We start from the raw sequence: 18227 nt of genomic DNA, 5'->3' as shown, positions 1-18227 counted from the left end.
AATGCTAAAAAAGTTCATTGACTAAAATTGGAAATGTTGCTAATATACATACGAGGAACCACTCAAATGGGAATATTCAAAAAAATTAGGCCCAATATCCTGCATAACCATTTGATGGAAAAGAGGATGTTGCCCTAATCATTTATGGCTATTTTCCTTAAAGGTGGTTTTTTAAAAGCGCTTAACTGTTTTTTTAGTACCTATTGTAAACGCTTTAACCCATTACATAAACACCTAAAATCATAGCTTATTAGAGCGGCGTTTTCAATAAGGTTATGAGAATCAAATGGTTAGGGAGAAGGGGATTTATTAAAAAGGAGGAAGTACAAATGAAAAAAGGTTTGATTTTTTTAGTAGGGATTTTTTTAGCGTTTAGCATGATCCTGGTTGGCTGTTCCTCTCAGAAAGAAACTTCATCAAGCAGTAAAAATGAAAGCGATAACAAAGGTAATACGGACACTTCAAGTAAAAACTCCAATTTGATAGTAATTATTACACCATCTCATGACAATCCATTCTTTAAAACTGAAGCAGATGCAGCAGAAGCAAAAGCGAAAGAGCTTGGCTACGAGACTTTAGTACTCACCCACGATGATGACCCAAACAAACAAAATGAACTATTTGATACAGCTATAGCTAAAAAGGCAGCGGCTATCATTCTTGATAATGCAGGTGCAGATGCATCGATCGCACCGATTAAAAAGGCAAAAGACGCCGGTATCCCTTCGTTCCTGATTGACAGGGAAATTAATGAAACGGGCCTTGCCGTTTCCCAAATTGTGGCTAACAATTCACAAGGTGCCCAACTGGTTGCCCAGGAATTTGTGAAACAAATGGGTGAAAAGGGAAAATATGTGGAGCTGCTTGGTAAAGAATCAGATACGAATGCCAATGTTCGTTCGACTGGATTTCATGGAGTGATTGACCAGTATCCGAATATGGAAATGGTAGCTAGCCAGAGCGCCAACTGGAGTCAAACCGAAGCTTTCTCAAAAATGGAATCTATTATTCAAGCAAATCCTGATATTAATGGTGTGATTGCAGGTAATGACACAATGGCAATGGGGGCTATGGCTGCCTTAAAAGCCGCAGGAAAAACGAACGTGATTGTGGCAGGGTTCGATGGAAGCAATGATGTAAGGGATTCCATTAAAGCAGGAGAAATTAAGGCTACCGGATTACAGCCTGCTTTTGATATCGCACAACTTGCTGTCACTCAAGCTGATAAATATTTAAAAGACGGTAAAACCGGTGAGGATGAAAAACAATTAATCGACTGTGTGCTGATTACAAAAGACAATGCCGATAAGCTTAACAACTTTGCTCTAAGCAAATAGATTTCTATAGTCATATCATCCAAAAGACCCTTTACCGAAAAGCTAAAGGGTCTTCTGGTAAAACAATAGCGAAAAATTTAGTTCACGGAGTTGAAAGGGATGAACGTAAAACAGCCAGTCGTTAAGAATAAACTTTCGGTGATCCTTTCGGGCTTATTGGTTATTTTGTTTGCCATTTCCTTGCTATTGGGAAGCAAGGTCGTAAAAATTGATGAGAATTTAAAAAATAAATTGGCTGGTAAAAGCAGTGTCACGACTGACTTTAACGCAAGTAACTATGCGGATGAATCATGGGATAGCAAAGTTCTTCCTTTTATACAAGATAACGCCAAAGATGTCACAACCGTAATAGAAGCGATTACGAAAGATGGCGTCGAAACGGCTGGGGGAACCTTAGGCAAGAAAAATACCGTTTCTTGGAGTTTTATTGTCAAAGGTTCAGGAAAGGTGATACAAGTCCAGAATCAATCAAGGACAGGCCGGGTTACGCTAGATATTGAACCTTTCGACGGAAAAGAAGATATCTTTATGCAAATCGGCCCTGTCATTAATGGAACGGCCATAAGAGATGTTCTTGATTATATGAAATTTGACGATTTCAAAAACCAGATCGAATGGTCACAAGTAGCGGACGCTTACAATCAAAAAAGCTATAATACACAGCTTAAATCCCTGCAATTCACTCCAGGTGCAACCATTGACTTCACCGGAGTCATGACAGCCAATGATTCAGCTAAAATTCTCACGCCTGTGATTGCGCAGCAAAAGTAGACAGGAGGGAATACCATGACGACACCTACCAAAACGGACATATGTCTTGAGGCTAGAAATATTACCAAAATATATCCTGGGACGATCGCCCTTAACCATGTTGATTTCCAATTACACCGTGGAAAAGTCAATGTATTGATTGGCGAGAACGGGGCAGGGAAGTCTACCTTAATGAAAATTATCGCGGGTGTGGAACAGCCTACAGAAGGGACGATTCTTCTTAATGGTGAAGAAGTAAGATTTGCGAATACCAGAGAGGCTGCCGATCAAGGAATTGCGATTATTCACCAGGAACTAAATTTGTTTCCCAATCTAACCGTTGCACAGAACATCTTTATGGCGAGAGAAAAAACGAAATATGGAATGGTGGATTCGAAAGAACAGGTGAAACACACCAGTGAAATCTTAAAAAAACTAGAGCAGTCGATCGACCCAAGCACGATTGTGGGGGACCTAAGGGTTGGGCAGCAGCAAATTATCGAAATTGCCAAAACGATGGTACAAAAAGAATTACATATTTTAATCATGGATGAGCCCACCTCATCACTAAGTGGTGCGGAAGTAAGAGTGTTATTCAAGCTGATACAAGAATTAAAACAACAGGGGATTGCGATTGTTTACATCTCCCACCGAATGGAAGAAATTATGGAAATAGGAGACCATGTCACGATATTAAGAGACGGACATATTGTGGCAAATGCAGAAGTGAACTCCATTGATCTCCCATGGATTGTAAGAAATATGGTCGGACATGAAGGTAAGAAAATCATAAAATCAAAAAGTAAAAAAATTGGAGACAAAATTCTTGAAGTAACGGATCTCATGCTTCCTGGGGAGCCGGAAAATATACTTGAAAATATTTCCTTTTCCCTTCGCAAAGGGGAAGTACTGGGCATCTTTGGCTTACTAGGTTCCGGCCGAACAGAACTTTTAGAATGTTTAATGGGCTTACACAAGGGCCTTAAGGGCGGGGTGGAATTTGAAGGAAGACCCATCCATCCTAAATCTGCCGCGAAGCAAATTGAATTAGGCTTCGCCCATATCCCTGAAGACCGTCAGCGAGAAGGACTGGTCCAAACGCTTTCGGTAGAGAAAAATCTAACCCTATCGAGTTTAAAAAATTATGCCAAATGGTTTCACCTTGAAAAGAAAAGAACGGATAGTGCTGTAAAGAAGACTATCAACGACTTTTATATCAAAGTGTCGAACCCGAAATTGCCCATTGGCTCCCTAAGTGGCGGGAATCAACAGAAGGTCGTAATTGGAAAAGCAGTCCTGACGAATCCCAAAATCTTACTTTTAGATGAACCAACAAGAGGGATTGATGTCTCAGCAAAAAGTGATGTGTTTGAGATTATCAACAATTTGGCGGAACAAGGTCTTGGGGTCATCTTAGTCTCTTCGGAATTAAATGAGATCATTGGGGCATCCGATCGAGTCATCGTGCTCTCCAAAGGGAGATTAACAGGGGAATTTCAAGCGGAAGAAGTAACAGAGGAATCGTTAATGAAAGCAGCGACGACTAGTGCAACAGCCTGTGCTCAAGAAATGAAAGAAGTGTTCTAGGAGGTGGAGAGAGATGGAAATCGTAAAAAACACGGAAAAAGTGAAAGTAGATAAAAGTTTATCCTTTAAAATGATTTTCCTAAAGGCGAGGACTTTTATCGCTTTAATCGTACTGCTGATCGTGTTTGGTATTCTGATGCCGGAGTTTATGGAGCCTGCCAATTTAACCATTGTGACAAAGCATGTGGTTTTATATGCTCTTTTAGGAATTGGCATGACATTCGTGATTGTAACGGGCGGGATTGATTTATCAGTAGGTTCCATCGTAGGTCTATCGGGAATGATTGCCGGAGGTCTGATTTATCAGGGGCTCGTGATCAATCCATTAGGAGTGACGATTTATTTTAACATCTTTAACGTCATCGTATTAACGCTTTTATTTGGCGTTTTCATAGGCTTCATTAATGGCTTTTTAATTACAAAGTTTAATGTCCCGCCCTTTATTGCAACATTAGGGTTACTGTATGTGGCCCGGGGAATGGCCTTATTACGATCGGATGGAAAAACGTTTCCTGATTTAAGTGGAAGCCCCGAACTTGGAAACACAGGCTTTTCTTACCTCGGATCTGGCAGTATCTTAGGCATACCGTTTTCTATTTGGGCCATGATTATTGTCGGGGTCATCGCCATCTACATTTTTAAAAAGACTCCTCTAGGCGGGCATATTTTTGCCGTAGGCGGCAATGAAAAAGCGGCAGAAATTTCGGGTATCCGAGTTAAGCGGATTAAATTGATTGTTTATATGATTTCGGGACTTTGTGCGGCCATGGTAGGGCTGATTGTGGCTTCACAGTTAGGTGCTGCCCACCCTGCAACGGGGGAAAGTTGGGAACTGAATGCAATTGCTGCGACCGTATTAGGAGGAACATCACTTTCTGGAGGCAGAGGCAGTATTGGCGGAACGATTATGGGTGCATTTGTTATCGGTGTATTAAGTGATGGAATGGTCATGATGGGCGTATCGGAATTTTGGCAAATGGTGATTACAGGAGCGGTCATTGTCTTAGCTGTCATTGTGGACCAAATACAAGGTAGAACTCAAAATAAGATGGCACTCCAACAACATGCTTAAGAAATAACTATAGTAAAAAGGAGTTCTAAAACATTTTATTTCTCATATTTTTTTTGAGAAATCAATAAACAAATTTAGTTTGTCAGATAAATATTTTTATATGCCGGTGGATTGGGTATTAGATTAGCTTTCAATGAAAAAGGGAGGAAATGAGGATGGATCGTTTGAAACTAGGATTTGCTCCAACAAGACGCTTTGTTTTTAGTAAGGAGGACGCGTATAAATATAAGAATTTAATTAAAGAGAAAATCGATAGTTTTGATATGGATATCGAAATCGTTGATTTAGATGGAATCAATGAGGAAGGCCTTCTCTTTGAGAGATTGGAAGAAGCGGCGGTCATTAAAAGGTTCCAAGATGCGAACGTAGATGCGCTGTTTTTCCCCCATGTGAACTTTGGGACGGAGGACTTGGTTGCCAGAGTCGCAAAGGCAATCGGGAAGCCGGTTTTACTTTGGGGACCTAGAGATGAGGCCCCATTAGAAAATGGCATGCGTTTACGCGATACCCAATGCGGGTTATTTGCCACAGGGAAAGTTTTAAGGAGATTCAATGTTCCGTTTACCTATATAACCAATAGTTCAGTAGATTCTGTCGTTTTTGAAAGAGGCTTTAAGAATTTTATCGGGGCAGCGAATGTGGTGAAGCATTTTAAAAATTTGCGGATCCTGCAAATTTCCACTAGGCCCTCTGACTTCTGGTCCGTCATTTGTAATGAAGGCGAGCTGTTAGAAAGATTCGGGATTCAGATTCATCCAATTACTCTCGATGAACTCAAGAAGGTCACGTTAAAAGTAGAAAAAACAGATTCCAAGGAACTGTTGGATGCGATTCAATATATCAAAGATACGCTTGACTGGAGTGAAGTCGGGGAAGAGCATATCAGGAGGATTGCTTCCTTAAAAGTGGCGATGAAGCAATATGCGAAAGAAACCGGAAGTACGGCCATTGCCATCCAATGCTGGTCGTCGTTGCAGGATATTATTGGGATTATGCCTTGTTTGGCCAACGCCATTTTAACGGATGAACAAATACCTGTCACATGTGAAACCGATATCCATGGGGCTATCACTTCTATTATGGTTCAAGCAGCAACGCTAAACACGATGCCAACCTTTTTTGCGGATATCACCATTCGGCATCCGGAAAATCCCAATGGCGAGCTTTTATTCCACTGTGGCAACTTTCCGGTGTCATTAAGTGTTGAAAATAAGCCAAAACTCAGAAAGCACTTTTTATTTGAAGATCATTCTCCCGGAACTCATGAGGGGGAAATCAAGGGCGGTAAAATGACGATTGCCCGTTTTGACGGAGATCATGGGGAATATTCCCTTTTCCTTGGGCAGGCAAAGGGGATTGAAGGCCCGTATTCAAGAGGCTCATATGTATGGATTGAAGTCAATGACTGGCCATTATGGGAAGAAACTTTGGTCAAAGGACCGTATATCCATCATTCCGTCGGCATTCATGCGAATGTGATTCCTGTATTATACGAAGCATGCCAGTATATTCCCGGCTTAAATCCTGACCCTGTTGACCCGACTGAAAGTGAAATAAGGGCCTGGCTGCGCGGCAGTGATGTGAATCAATAAACCCAAGGAGGAGTTTATGGTGGCAGACATTACTTTTTTAAAAAGAAAAGCAATTGAGATCCGGATGGATTTGTTAAAAATGGTCGTTGAAGCAGGAACTGGTCATACCGGTTCCTCCTTGTCGAACACCGATATCCTGACAGCCCTCTATTACGACGTCATGAATGTCGACCCTAGCAATCCCAAATGGGAAGATCGCGACCGGTATATTCAGAGTAAAGGTCATGCGGTGGAATCGTATTGGGCGGTTTTGGCGGATAAAGGGTTTTTTCCAAAAGAAGAGTTAAAAACCTTTTCGCAATTTCAATCACGTTTAATTGGGCATCCCAATAACAAGGTTCCAGGTGTTGAAATGAATACGGGCGCATTGGGGCATGGATTATCGATTTCCGTTGGAATGGCTTTGGCCGCGAAAATGGACGGCAAATCGTATAAGGTGTATACCCTTATGGGAGACGGTGAGCAGGCAGAAGGGTCGATTTGGGAAGCGGCGATGTCGGCAGCTCACTATAAGTTAGACAATCTAGTGGGAATTGTGGATTGTAACCATTTACAGATTACGGGAAGCACCATGGATGTCATGTCTAACGAGCCATTGGATGAAAAATGGAAAAGTTTCGGGTGGGAAGTTGTAGTAGTGGACGGGAATAACATGGAGGAATTGGTCCATGCTTTGAAAAATATTCCCCAAACTCCTGATAAGCCTACCCTGATTTTAGCCAATACGGTGAAAGGGAAGGGAATCCCCTTCGCAGAGAACATGGTCGGCTGGCATCATCGGGTCCCCACAAAGGAAGAATATGACCTTGCTATCGAGGAACTTTCAAAGCAATTGGAGGTTTTAGCATGAACAATGTGGCTCTGAAAAAGGTAGCCGGCAATAAAGTGGCGAATCGGACGGTGATGAGCGAAACATTATTAGATATGGCCAAACATAATAAAGACATTATCGTGCTGACAAGTGATTCCCGGGGTTCTGCTTCGTTAGTTCCTTTTGGAAAAGAACTGCCTCAACAATTAGTGGAAGTAGGGATTGCGGAACAAAATCTCGTTGGGATTGCCGCCGGTTTAGCGGCGTCCGGAAAAATCCCATTTGTGGCTTCACCTGCCTGTTTTTTAAGTATGAGAAGTATCGAGCAAATAAAAGTCGATGTCGCCTATTCAAGGACCAATGTCAAATTAATTGGCATTAGCGGCGGTGTAAGCTATGGTGCGTTGGGGATGTCCCACCATTCGTTGCAGGACCTTGCGGTAACGCGGGCCATTCCTGGTTTGCATGTGATGATGCCCGCTGATCGTCATGAAACGAAAAACATGATCGAAGCCCTTGTGGATTATGATGTCCCGGTGTATCTTCGAATCGGACGCAATCCTGTGGAAGATTCCTATTTATCTAGTGATTATGATTTTGAGATTGGCAAGGCAGTCACGATGCGGGAAGGCAGTGATTTAACCATTATTGCAACAGGCGAAACAGTAAGGGTTGCGTTAGATGCGGCAGAAGCATTAGATAACGGGGGGATTCGCTGCAGGGTCTTGAATATGCACACCATTAAACCATTGGATGAAGAAGCAATCATAAAGGCGGCAGAAGAGACCGGCCGCATCATTACGATGGAAGAACATAGTATTTACGGTGGATTGGGTTCTGCCGTGGCGGAAGTGGTATCCCAGCATTGTCCGGTACGGGTAAAAATTTTAGGGATTCCCGATGAACCGGCCATCACAGGAAAAAGCGCCGAAGTATTTGAACATTATGGTCTAAGTGTGAAGAACGTGATCAAGATAGCCAAACAGCTGGGCCTCTAGTGGAAGAGGTGCCTTTATGTCCGAGTATATCTTATCAATAGACCAAAGCACGTCTGGAACCAAGGTATTAATGGTGAATTCGGAAGGGAACATCATATATAAAAAATCAAAATCCCATCGGCAAATTTACCCGCAGCCGGGATGGGTGGAACATGACCCGATGGAAATCTACCAAAACGTCAAAGAACTGATTGACAATGCAATTCAGTTTTCTGGGGTGAGCCGGAACGAACTAAAGGGTTTATCGATCACCAATCAAAGGGAAACCATTGTTGTTTGGGATCAACAGACGGGTGAGCCTGTTTATAATGCCATTGTATGGCAATGTCAAAGAACCGCCCAACTGTGTAAGGAGCTCAAAGGTCAAGGCTATGAAAAAATCATAGAATCAAAAACTGGATTGACGCTTGATCCCTATTTTTCTGCCACAAAAGTGAAATGGATTTTCGAAAATGTGCAAGGGGCAGCGGAGAAGGCGAAAGAGGGAAAGCTCCTTCTAGGCACGATCGACAGCTGGTTAATTTGGAAGTTGACAGGGAAAAAAGTCCACGCCACCGATTATACGAATGCAAGCCGGACGCTTCTTTATAATATTCATTCCTTAACTTGGGATGAGGAGCTAGTAGAGCTGTTCAGTGTCAGTAAAGGGATGCTGCCGGAGGTGAAAAATTCAGCGGATATTTTTGGACATACAGACTTTGAGGAACTGTCAATCAGTCTGCCTATTTCCGGTGTGATTGGGGATTCTCAAGGGGCCTTATTTGGGCAAAAATGCTTTCATAAAGGGATGGCCAAAGCCACTTTTGGCACAGGAACTTCTGTATTAGTGCAAACGGAGGAACTTGTAGAAGGCTCCCATGGGTTAGTAACCTCCTTAGCTTGGGGGATTGGCGGAAAGGCCGCATTTGCCCTTGAGGGGATCATTCGAACGACGGGGGATATTATCAAATGGCTTCAGGACGATCTGGAACTCATTCGATATGTGGAGCAGCTCGAGCCATTAGCCGTTTCTGTAAATGATAATGGCGGGGTTTATTTAATTCCGGCCTTCGTCGGATTGGGAGCCCCGTATTGGAGTCCGGATACACGTGCTGCCATTGTGGGAATGAATCGCAGCACGAAAAAGGCCCATATTGTTAGAGCGGCATTGGAAAGTATGGTTTATCAGGTAAAAGATGTCATAGAACTGATTGAAGCGGAAACCCAAAATAAAATATCTGTATTAAATGTGGATGGCGGAGCAACGTCCAATCGGTTCCTTATGCAATTTTTAGCGGATATGCTGGAAACAAAGGTCAGGGTTTCCGAGGTATCGGAATTATCCGCTTTGGGATCCGTTTATTTAGCTGGCTTGGGATTCGGGATCTGGAATTCCTTTGAGGATATTTCCAAGCTTAATCAAAACGCAATTGAATATGAACCTACTATGGCTAAAGAGGAAAGAAGTGGGTATTATACAGCATGGAAAAATGCCGTGAATAGCATTTTAGTATAACCGATAACAAACCATTAGAAGGGATACTAGCGTCAAAACTAAAAAGTGTTCATTTGCCTTTTTGGTAAGCTAGTATCTCTTTCTATTATTTAAATTGTGTTAAAGGGGAATGTTGAATTTTGTAACCTGTTGATTGGAGCGGAAGGCGCGAAGACTCCTGCGGGAGTACGGGGCTGGGGAGACCCCGCAGGCGCTAAAAGCGCCGAGGAGGCTCCCCGGCACGCCCGCGGAAAGCGAAGCGCCTGGAGGGGAAATCAACAGCCAAGTTTTACACTGCCTTTATTTAATATGAAAGGATATGATGATGTTGACAAAGATTCTAATCATAGGTGGTACCGGCACCATTTCTTCCCATACGGTTGATGAATTGCTTTCGAGAAAGCATGAAGTGGCCATATTTAATAGAAGGAAAACGAATTTACAACCAAAGCATGGGATAAAGAATTATATAGGGGATCGCAATAATGAGCAATCTTTAAAGGAGGTGATGGATGAATTTACCCCGGAAGTCATAATCGATTACTTTTGCTTTACGAAAGAGCAAGCAAAACAAATGATTGAACTCTCCCACTCTAAAGTCAAACACTTTATTTTTGTCAGCACAGTAGATACGTATGGTTATCCTTTAAAAAAACTCCCAGCATCTGAAGAAGAACCAAATAATCCAGCAGTATCGGAATATGCGAAGCAGAAACAGGAATGTGAAGAACTCTTTCTATCTTATCATGATGAAGAGAAATTCCCTGTTACGATTGTAAGACCCCTTTACTCCCTTGGACCACATTTTTTACTTTCCATCTTTAGCCGAAACGCAGCCTCAATGATTAATAGAATCAAAGCAGATCAACCTGTGATCGTCCCGGGTGATGGAACTACACTCATGCAGCCAAGTGATGCTAGAGATACCGGGCGAATGATTGCCTATCTTGCTGGAGAAAAGCGGTCTTATGGAAAAATCTATAACTGCGGAAGCCCAAATGTGATGAATCAGGATGAATATGTTCAATTGATTGCCAAGGCACTTGGAAAGAAGGCTAATATCGTTCATATTCCTGCCGAAACGTTGCTAGGTTTAACCGATGTGGACATCCAATCCAGTCTCTTTTTTGAACTCACTAGATTTCAATTGGTGTATTCACTAGAAACATTCAGCAGCGATTTTCCTGAGTTCCAATGGGAAACCAATATTCATAGTGGTATAGCGGGTTATATTGAGAATGTTGAAAATGGAGATATCGTTTCCGAAGACGATATGGAAGAAGAAATTTTTATTCAACTGGCCGCAGTAAACTAGTTTTAATAAATATTACGATTAAAAATGTACATCATGTTCGGAATGGTACCAGGATAATTTTCTATTCTTAATATTCGAGGAGGCAATTAGATGAAAAAAAGGCCGTTGGTTGTTAGCGCTTTTTTGTTAGGAAGTGTATTTTTCGGAACAGGTTTTTCTAATCAAAATCAGGATGCAGTTGTGAATGATAAAAGTGAAAAGGCTGAGGTAAGCCAGAATAACAAAACCTCTAAAGCCAGAACGGTCATTACAACAGACGGTGAAGTGGATGATATGAACTCGATGATCCGGGCCCTTTTGTATTCCAATGAAATGGACATCAAAGGAATTGTCCTTAGCAGTTCGGTGTACCATTATGCGGGGGATGCAGAAAAGGGGATTGAACCCTTTAGATGGACAGGGACTGAATGGTTAACAAATTATCTGAACGCTTATAAGGAAGCCTATCCCAACCTAATTAAGCATGCTAAGGGTTTTCCATCCGCAGAATATCTCCGCAGCGTCACCAAAATTGGAAATATTTCATCTCCGGGGGAAATGGAAAAAGTAACGGATGGATCGGAATTTTTAAAGAAACTATTTTTAGATAAAGATGATTCTGATTTATATGTCCAAACATGGGGCGGCACCAATACGACAGCCCGGGCCTTAAAGTCGATACAAGAAGAATACGAAAATACTCCTCAATGGGCGGATATTAAGAAAAGAGTCAGCGATAAATTAGTCATTTATATTATCTTGAACCAAGATACTAGTTATGAATCGTATATTGCCCAGAACTGGCCGGGTATAAGAATAATCAATGACCGTTCAAATTTTTGGCATTTCGCTTATGCATGGACGTCGAATCCCAGCCAAGTAAACAGCAGGCTTCAAGGTGCATGGAATTATGAAAATATCCAACACGGCCATGGCACCTTGATGGATTTATATGCTTTAATGGGAGATGGTAAAATCCTCGCTGGTGAGTTACCCAATGAACAACGCGGAAGTGAGGATTACTTAAATAGCCATACACAATATAACCGGTATGATTTTATTTCCGAGGGGGATTCACCATCCTTTTTATACTTGGTCGATAATGGATTAAGAAGTATGGAAAACCCATCCTATGGAGGTTGGGGCGGACGGTTTGGCGAGGTAAATAATAACCTTTCCCAAAATACCGTTCTCGATTTTGATCCTTATAAAAACCGCTATGAATCAGAATATTCCTTAATGCGCTGGTTTGATGATATGCAAGATGATTTTGCCGCCCGTGCGGATTGGGTGACGGCATCAAAATACAAAGATGCCAACCATAACCCTACTCTTTCAATAAAAGAGGGCTTAGACCTAAAGGTGAAAAAAGGAGAAAAAATAACCCTTCACGCGAAAGGCAAAGATCCAGATGGAGATGAATTAATGTATAAATGGTGGAGATACTTTGAAGCCGATACGTATGAAGATTCAAAGGTTCCTCCGAAAGAAACCACTTCAAGTTTTCTGGGGCTTCACCGAGAATTGGCAGACGGTGAAGTGACCGATAGTATTCCTTTGGAAGGCAGCGATACCAATACCGTTAGCTTTACCGTTCCAAAAGATGCGAAATCAGGGGATACCATCCATATCATTGCAGAAGTACAAGATAACGGAGCACATGGGTTGAAACATTACCAACGGGTTATTTTAACAGTCAAATAAAAAACTTTAAAAATAGCTCACACCTACTCTATTGAAAGGATCAGTGTGAGCTATTTTTTTTGTTACATTCAGCATGAAAGTGTAAACCCTAAATAACAAATAAGCATACCTTCAAGTAATCTAATCACCGAAGATATTGAGGACGTAAAGATAAAGGTAGTGAGCCCTGATTTTTTAAAAAATGGGGAAGAATAAAGTAGTTGTAAAATAGAATCTGCACGGAAAAAATATGAAGACAAGGTAAGAAGGGAATGTAAATCATGGCTGCAGTTTTCACGGCTCCTCATACGCCAGAAGAACCATCCCCATGGCACCATTCAAATGATGTTAAAAAGGAGCAATTGGAATGAATGAAACACCTAAATCCGTCACCCACAAATCTCCATCCATTATCAAACAGGCATTGATGGTTAATAGAAAGCCGTTTCCGTGGGTAAAGGCGTTTTGTGCTGGAATAGCTGCTTCTTTGCCGGTCATGATTGGATTAGTATTAGGGAATCTCGAATATGGGTTGATCGCTGGAATGGGGGGCTTTACCTATCTTTATGTATTTAATATCCCTTATGCCCAAAGAGCCAAAAAGCTATTTTTTGTCATACTAGGAATGATGTTGGTCTCTTGTTTAGGGACCCTTGCTGCCCCTTACCCGTTTGCAGTCGCGATTTTAATGGGAATTATTGGAGCAGTAGCTATTTTTATTTTTGGAGCTTTAAAAATTACCGGGCCTTCTGCGATTTTTTTCGTATTAGTTTTTGCCATGACAACGGGTATGCCGGTTCATCCAGAACTGGTTTGGCTGCGTGCCGGCCTCGTATTTCTAGGAGGGACATTTTCGTTTGGGGTTGCCATGATTGGTTGTTTTTTTAATCCTTATGGGCCGGAAACAGGTGTAGTGAAAAAAGTATATGCAGAATTTGCTGAGTTTCTTGAATCTGTTGGTACAGAAAACTATCATGAGTCAAGACATAAAGTCATGTCAAGCTTGAAGGAAGCAGAAGAAACACTGGCAGTGGGATATATACCTTGGAAAAATACGGACATTTTTAACCGGTTAGTCCTTTTAAATAATCATGCCAATACCATTTTTTTGTATGTCCTTGAAAACTTTTCAAAAACCAACGTAAAATTGCCATCACAATTAAGGGGTTTTTTTCAGGGAATCGCTCATTCGCTTGATTTAAAAAATATGAATGTAACTGTTCCATACAAAACCTTTTACCGGAAGAGATGGATGAATCCGTTCTACAGTTATTCAAACAAATGACCGATGCGGATGCGATCATGAATGAACCTACATCAAAGATTAATCAAGAGATTCTCATTTCCAAACGATCACTTAGTACTATATTTATGGGGGCCTTTGATAAAAACTCCATTGTTTTTATTACAGCTATTCGGTTTGGTTTTGTCACCATTATCGCTGCGATGATTGCGTATCAGTTTGAATTCACCCGGCCGTTTTGGGTACCGTTATCCTGTGTAGCGGTGATGTCAGGCTCTACGATTGTCGCTACCTATCATCGTGCGATTCAACGAGCATTTGGTACCATCCTAGGGATATTGATTGCAAGTCTAATTCTGATGGCTCACCCTTCAGGATACAAGATTGTTGTCTTTATAATGCTTTTAACGTTTATAACAGAGCTGTTTATTGTAAAAAATTATGGGCTTGCTGCGCTGTTCTTTACGCCGAATGCCTTGCTTATGGCGGAAAGCACGAGTCATGGAAGCTTTACCTTTACGTATTTTGCATCCGCCAGATTAATGGATATCATAATCGGTAGTATCATTGGTTTAATAGGAGTATTTTTCGTAGGAAGACAGTCTGCCTCTAGTCGGCTCCCGCATCTAATAACCAAAACGATTCGAAGTCAGGCGCAGCTTTTATTCATTCTTTTTTCTGACCAAGGAACAGGATTTCAGGCAAGAAAAAGCAGAGAAGTCATGAAAATGCGGACGAACATCAATAATTTAAAAACACTTTATGCTACAGCTTCTGGTGAGATTCCAGTAGATAAACAAGCACTAGAATATTACTGGCCAGTCGTATTTTCCATAGAGCATTTAGGATATTTGCTGGAAAATTGTTCAAGAAATGAAGATCGCCCAATTTTATCAGATCAAACTCTTTCTCAACTGCTTTACGTTTGTGAAACGATGGCGAATGCCGCCAATCGAAAAAAGTCACCCGCCATAAAACCCGTTCCCGAAATTAACGGGTTTCCAAACATCCAGCATGAGTTGATATCCTTGCAAAAATCGCTTCAAATGGATGAAAGAGCCTCTTTTTAAATCAAAGGCTGGTGAATACAGGGTGGCCCTTGGGGGTATACCAGATAGGCTCTTCATTCATTTGGAATTCAAACCTGAAAATTATAAATATTTCCTTTTTATTATAAATACAATCTTTTTCAATATCTGTAAGCTTAAGATAGTCCAATATCTTAAGGAGGAACAGATATGAAAAGAGTGTTAGGTATCTTCATGACTATTTTTCTCATAGCTGGCATGTTTAGTCAGCCCATCAAGAGTCATGCAGCAGACCCCACCACGGATGGCCATGGGTTACTGGGTGAATTTTTTAAAGTGGAACGAAATCCTGATAATCGCGAAGATATCAACGTATTTAATTTCAATGACTTTCGAGGAGAAAGAAGGATTGCAAACTTAAACGGTGATTCTTTTTTAAGCATTTTTAATCAGTTTTCAGGTACGCCGGATTATAACACCGCACGGTTTACGGGTACGATTGTACCGAAATATTCCGAAGACTATACCTTCTACATGATTGGAGATGACGGTTTTAGACTATGGATTAATGGGGAATTAGTCATTGATTTTTGGCAGCAAAAATGGGAAATCCAACAGGACAGTGCACCCATTCATTTAGAAGCCGGAAAACATTACGACATTAAAGTCGAATATTTACAAGGCTGGGGCGGAGCCTGGCTTCGGATGGAATGGGAAAGTGCAAGCCAGAAAAGAGAAATTGTCCCGGAATCTGCACTGTATTTGCCCATCAATCGGGTAATAGAGGAGAAAAAGGGGGATTTAACAGCTGAAATCCAGAAGGCCGATTATTTGACAGAGAACTTCGCTGACAAAGTATCAGGAAGTGTTATCGAGACTTTAAATCATGCAAAAGCAAAAGCAGAGGAATTAATTCGCACGATTGATGACAAAAATGTAGAGGATAGGGATAAGGCAGACCTATTAATAAAAGAGGCTGAAACGCTATCCATCACCCGTTCCGAATTCATGAAAGAAATGGGCGTCACCAGCTCTTCAGTTTTTGATAAATTTAACAACCCCTTATACCAAGGGCAAGATCCATTTATCACGTACAAGGATGGTTATTATTACTTTGTCTCCTCCAGCAACTTAGATTCGAATAATAAAGTTTACGTCTCGAGATCCCGCACCCTTACAGATCAGGGAGAAAAGGTAATGGTGTATGATTCAAAAGGAACCCAAACCCGTATTTTCGCTCCGGAAATTTTCTTTTTTGACGGAAAATGGTATATCTATTACTGCGCCGATTTAAAAGATTATGGTTACCGGCATATGGCAACGGTTTTGGAATCCATTTCAGATGACCCACTTGGTGAGTATGTGAGTAAAGGAGCCCTCTACACAGGGGAAAAAGGTGAGTTTAAACAAGCGAACGACTTTACCGTATTTGAGTATAATGGACAATTATACGCTGTTTGGGGTACTTTAGGCGCCGGAGAACCAGTCGGGCCGGCCATTGCGCCAATGGAAAACCCTTATACGATCAAAGCGGACCGTTCGTTATTGCCAGGCGGAGGCGGAGAAGGTCCTCGAGTATTGCAACGGGATGGAAAGGTGTTTATCACGGTATCAGAAGGGGACTATCAATCCAATGGGTATCGGTTATCCTATTTTATGAATACAGACGGAGATATCTTGAATTCAAACTCTTGGAACCGTACCAATAATGTTTTTGTGGCCACTAGTGATGTATCGGGACCTGCTAGAGCTGGGTTTGTAAAATCGGCTGATGGCATGGAAGACTGGATGATTTATCATTCACGTGTCTACAAAGATACAGGACGTAACTGGTGGCGACAGGTCAATATAAAGAAATTTGGTTGGAATCAAGATGGGACACCTAATTTTGGTGAACCGGTTTCTCCTTATGCTTGGCAGGAACTGCCTTCAGGTGATCCAGGGCAAGGAGACATGTATCAGGCAGAAGACGCGATACACTACGGTGGAATCACAAAAGGACAAACGTATAAAAACTATCAAGGAAATGGGTATATTAATCTACCGAAATCATCCGGGGCAGAAGCAAGTTTTGTGGTGAATGCAAAAGAAGCGGGCGATTATATCGTCGGGGTGAGATATGCCTACGGGGAAGCAGTGAATGGTGAATATACTAACAATCCTTCGACTCAGCTGCCTGCAAGAGCCAAAGTCAATGTTTATGTAAATGGGGTATTTGTAAAAACTATTACACCAGATAAAACGTCGATTAGCTGGGAGGAATGGTTTACCGCTTCGGAACGGTTGAACTTGCAAGCAGGGAAAAATGTGATCAGCTATCGTATTGACAATGGGTCCATAGGGAATGTGAATGTAGATTATATCACTATGTATAAAGCAGATGTGCCTAATCCGGTTGCTCCAACTGTTAAGGCAGCCAATATAAGTCTTGCCCCTAAACACACGGTCTATTTAGGTGAAACAAAGCAGCTCCATGCAGCAGTCGAGCCAGCGAATTTTACCAATACAATCGTATGGAAATCCGATAATCCAGCTGTGGCCATTATTAATTCGAATGGCGTTGTAACGGGCAAAAGTGAAGGAACCGCTACCATCACGGCAGCCATTGATGGCCTAAAAGTTTCTACACTGGTAACCGTTCGAACAAAACAAGCTTTGGCATCTGTTACCTTGGAGGCGGAGCCATTATCCCTGCATCGAAACGATCAATCCGCCCTTACCATTAGCGGTACAGATAGCAATGGAAAGCCAGTGGATCTAAGCGAAGCCAGCATCGAATATGTGAGCAGCAACACCAATGTCATCTCGATTGCTGATGGTAAATTGACAGCCCATAATCCTGGAACGGCAACGGTCTCTGTTAAGGTTACCTTAGATGGCTTAACTATTGAATCTAATAGGTTAATAGTAGAGGTGACAACGAGCATGGAAACAATCCAGCAACTGGTTAGAGAGTATACAGGGAGTGGTGCCATCCAACACCCATTAGCAAGTCAATTAACCAATTCTTTAGAAGAAGCCAAACATCAGCACGATTTGGGCCACGATAAGCAAGCAATTAAGAAATTGAAGGATTTCCAAGAGCATTTAAACAATCCGGCCATGGATAAATTTATTACAGCTGATGTAAAGGAAATCCTTAATACGGATATGAAGGCATTGCTAGAGTCATTGGATTAAAGATGAACTGACTGTTAGGCTAGGTTTAGGAGCCAAGATTCCCGTCGGAAGGTGTTTCAAAAGCAGAGCTTTTGGAGCACCTTTTCTTTTTGCAATAATCAGGTGGAACCAATGCCTAATTTAGCGTGTAAAATTGTTGAGGAGTGCATAAAAAAGACCTCGATAGGAGGTCAATTTA

The 18227-nt window shown here is 41.7% G+C and carries 13 protein-coding genes; all 13 read left to right on the top strand.

What is annotated here, in order from left to right; genetic code table 11:
• The first annotated feature begins 329 nt into the window (after positions 1–329).
• The 13 genes from ACY8D0_RS15545 to ACY8D0_RS15485 all read left to right on the top strand — a co-directional run bounded on the left by ACY8D0_RS15545 (position 330) and on the right by ACY8D0_RS15485 (position 18049).
• Entirely contained in the window at positions 330–1337 is a 1008-nt protein-coding gene (locus ACY8D0_RS15545; RefSeq protein WP_462411440.1) for a D-ribose ABC transporter substrate-binding protein, read from the top strand.
• A gap of 99 nt (positions 1338–1436) precedes the next feature.
• The gene (locus ACY8D0_RS15540; RefSeq protein ID WP_462411439.1) at positions 1437–2108 is read left to right on the top strand and encodes a DUF2291 family protein; all 672 of its coding nucleotides are present in this window, start codon (positions 1437–1439) and stop codon (positions 2106–2108) included.
• 15 nt (positions 2109–2123) lie between these two features.
• The gene (locus ACY8D0_RS15535) at positions 2124–3674 is read left to right on the top strand and encodes a sugar ABC transporter ATP-binding protein (RefSeq protein WP_462411438.1); all 1551 of its coding nucleotides are present in this window, start codon (positions 2124–2126) and stop codon (positions 3672–3674) included.
• A gap of 13 nt (positions 3675–3687) precedes the next feature.
• Complete coding sequence (locus tag ACY8D0_RS15530) at positions 3688–4746, top strand: ABC transporter permease (protein WP_462411437.1); 1059 nt, start codon at positions 3688–3690, stop codon at positions 4744–4746.
• Positions 4747–4901: 155 nt separating this feature from the next.
• A complete protein-coding gene (locus ACY8D0_RS15525; RefSeq protein ID WP_462411436.1) occupies positions 4902–6338 on the top strand; it encodes an L-fucose/L-arabinose isomerase family protein in 1437 nt (478 codons plus the stop codon).
• Between the two features lie 16 nt (positions 6339–6354).
• Entirely contained in the window at positions 6355–7188 is an 834-nt protein-coding gene (locus ACY8D0_RS15520) for a transketolase (RefSeq protein WP_462411435.1), read from the top strand.
• On the top strand, positions 7185–8147 hold the full coding sequence (locus tag ACY8D0_RS15515) for a transketolase family protein (protein WP_462411434.1): 963 nt from the start codon (positions 7185–7187) through the stop codon (positions 8145–8147). The genes ACY8D0_RS15520 and ACY8D0_RS15515 overlap by 4 nt, the downstream gene beginning before the upstream one ends.
• 16 nt (positions 8148–8163) lie before the next feature.
• Entirely contained in the window at positions 8164–9642 is a 1479-nt protein-coding gene (glpK, locus tag ACY8D0_RS15510) for a glycerol kinase GlpK (protein WP_462411433.1), read from the top strand.
• Positions 9643–9949: 307 nt separating this feature from the next.
• Positions 9950–10936: an NAD-dependent epimerase/dehydratase family protein gene (locus tag ACY8D0_RS15505; protein WP_462411432.1), complete on the top strand. Its 987-nt coding sequence runs from the start codon at positions 9950–9952 to the stop codon at positions 10934–10936.
• Positions 10937–11026: 90 nt separating this feature from the next.
• On the top strand, positions 11027–12619 hold the full coding sequence (locus ACY8D0_RS15500; RefSeq protein WP_462411431.1) for a DUF1593 domain-containing protein: 1593 nt from the start codon (positions 11027–11029) through the stop codon (positions 12617–12619).
• Positions 12620–12965: 346 nt separating this feature from the next.
• Positions 12966–13883, top strand: coding sequence for a hypothetical protein (locus ACY8D0_RS15495; protein ID WP_462411430.1), 918 nt, complete (start codon positions 12966–12968; stop codon positions 13881–13883).
• Positions 13847–14911, top strand: a complete 1065-nt coding sequence (locus ACY8D0_RS15490) for an FUSC family protein (protein WP_462411429.1) — start codon at positions 13847–13849, stop codon at positions 14909–14911. Before ACY8D0_RS15495 ends, ACY8D0_RS15490 begins: the two co-directional genes overlap by 37 nt.
• 168 nt (positions 14912–15079) lie before the next feature.
• On the top strand, positions 15080–18049 hold the full coding sequence (locus tag ACY8D0_RS15485; protein ID WP_462411428.1) for a family 43 glycosylhydrolase: 2970 nt from the start codon (positions 15080–15082) through the stop codon (positions 18047–18049).
• Positions 18050–18227 lie beyond the last annotated feature (178 nt).

This window comes from Neobacillus camarae (assembly GCF_054950115.1).
The sequence above is the reverse complement of the archived record's forward strand: the minus strand, read 5'-3'. Positions and strand labels throughout refer to the sequence as shown.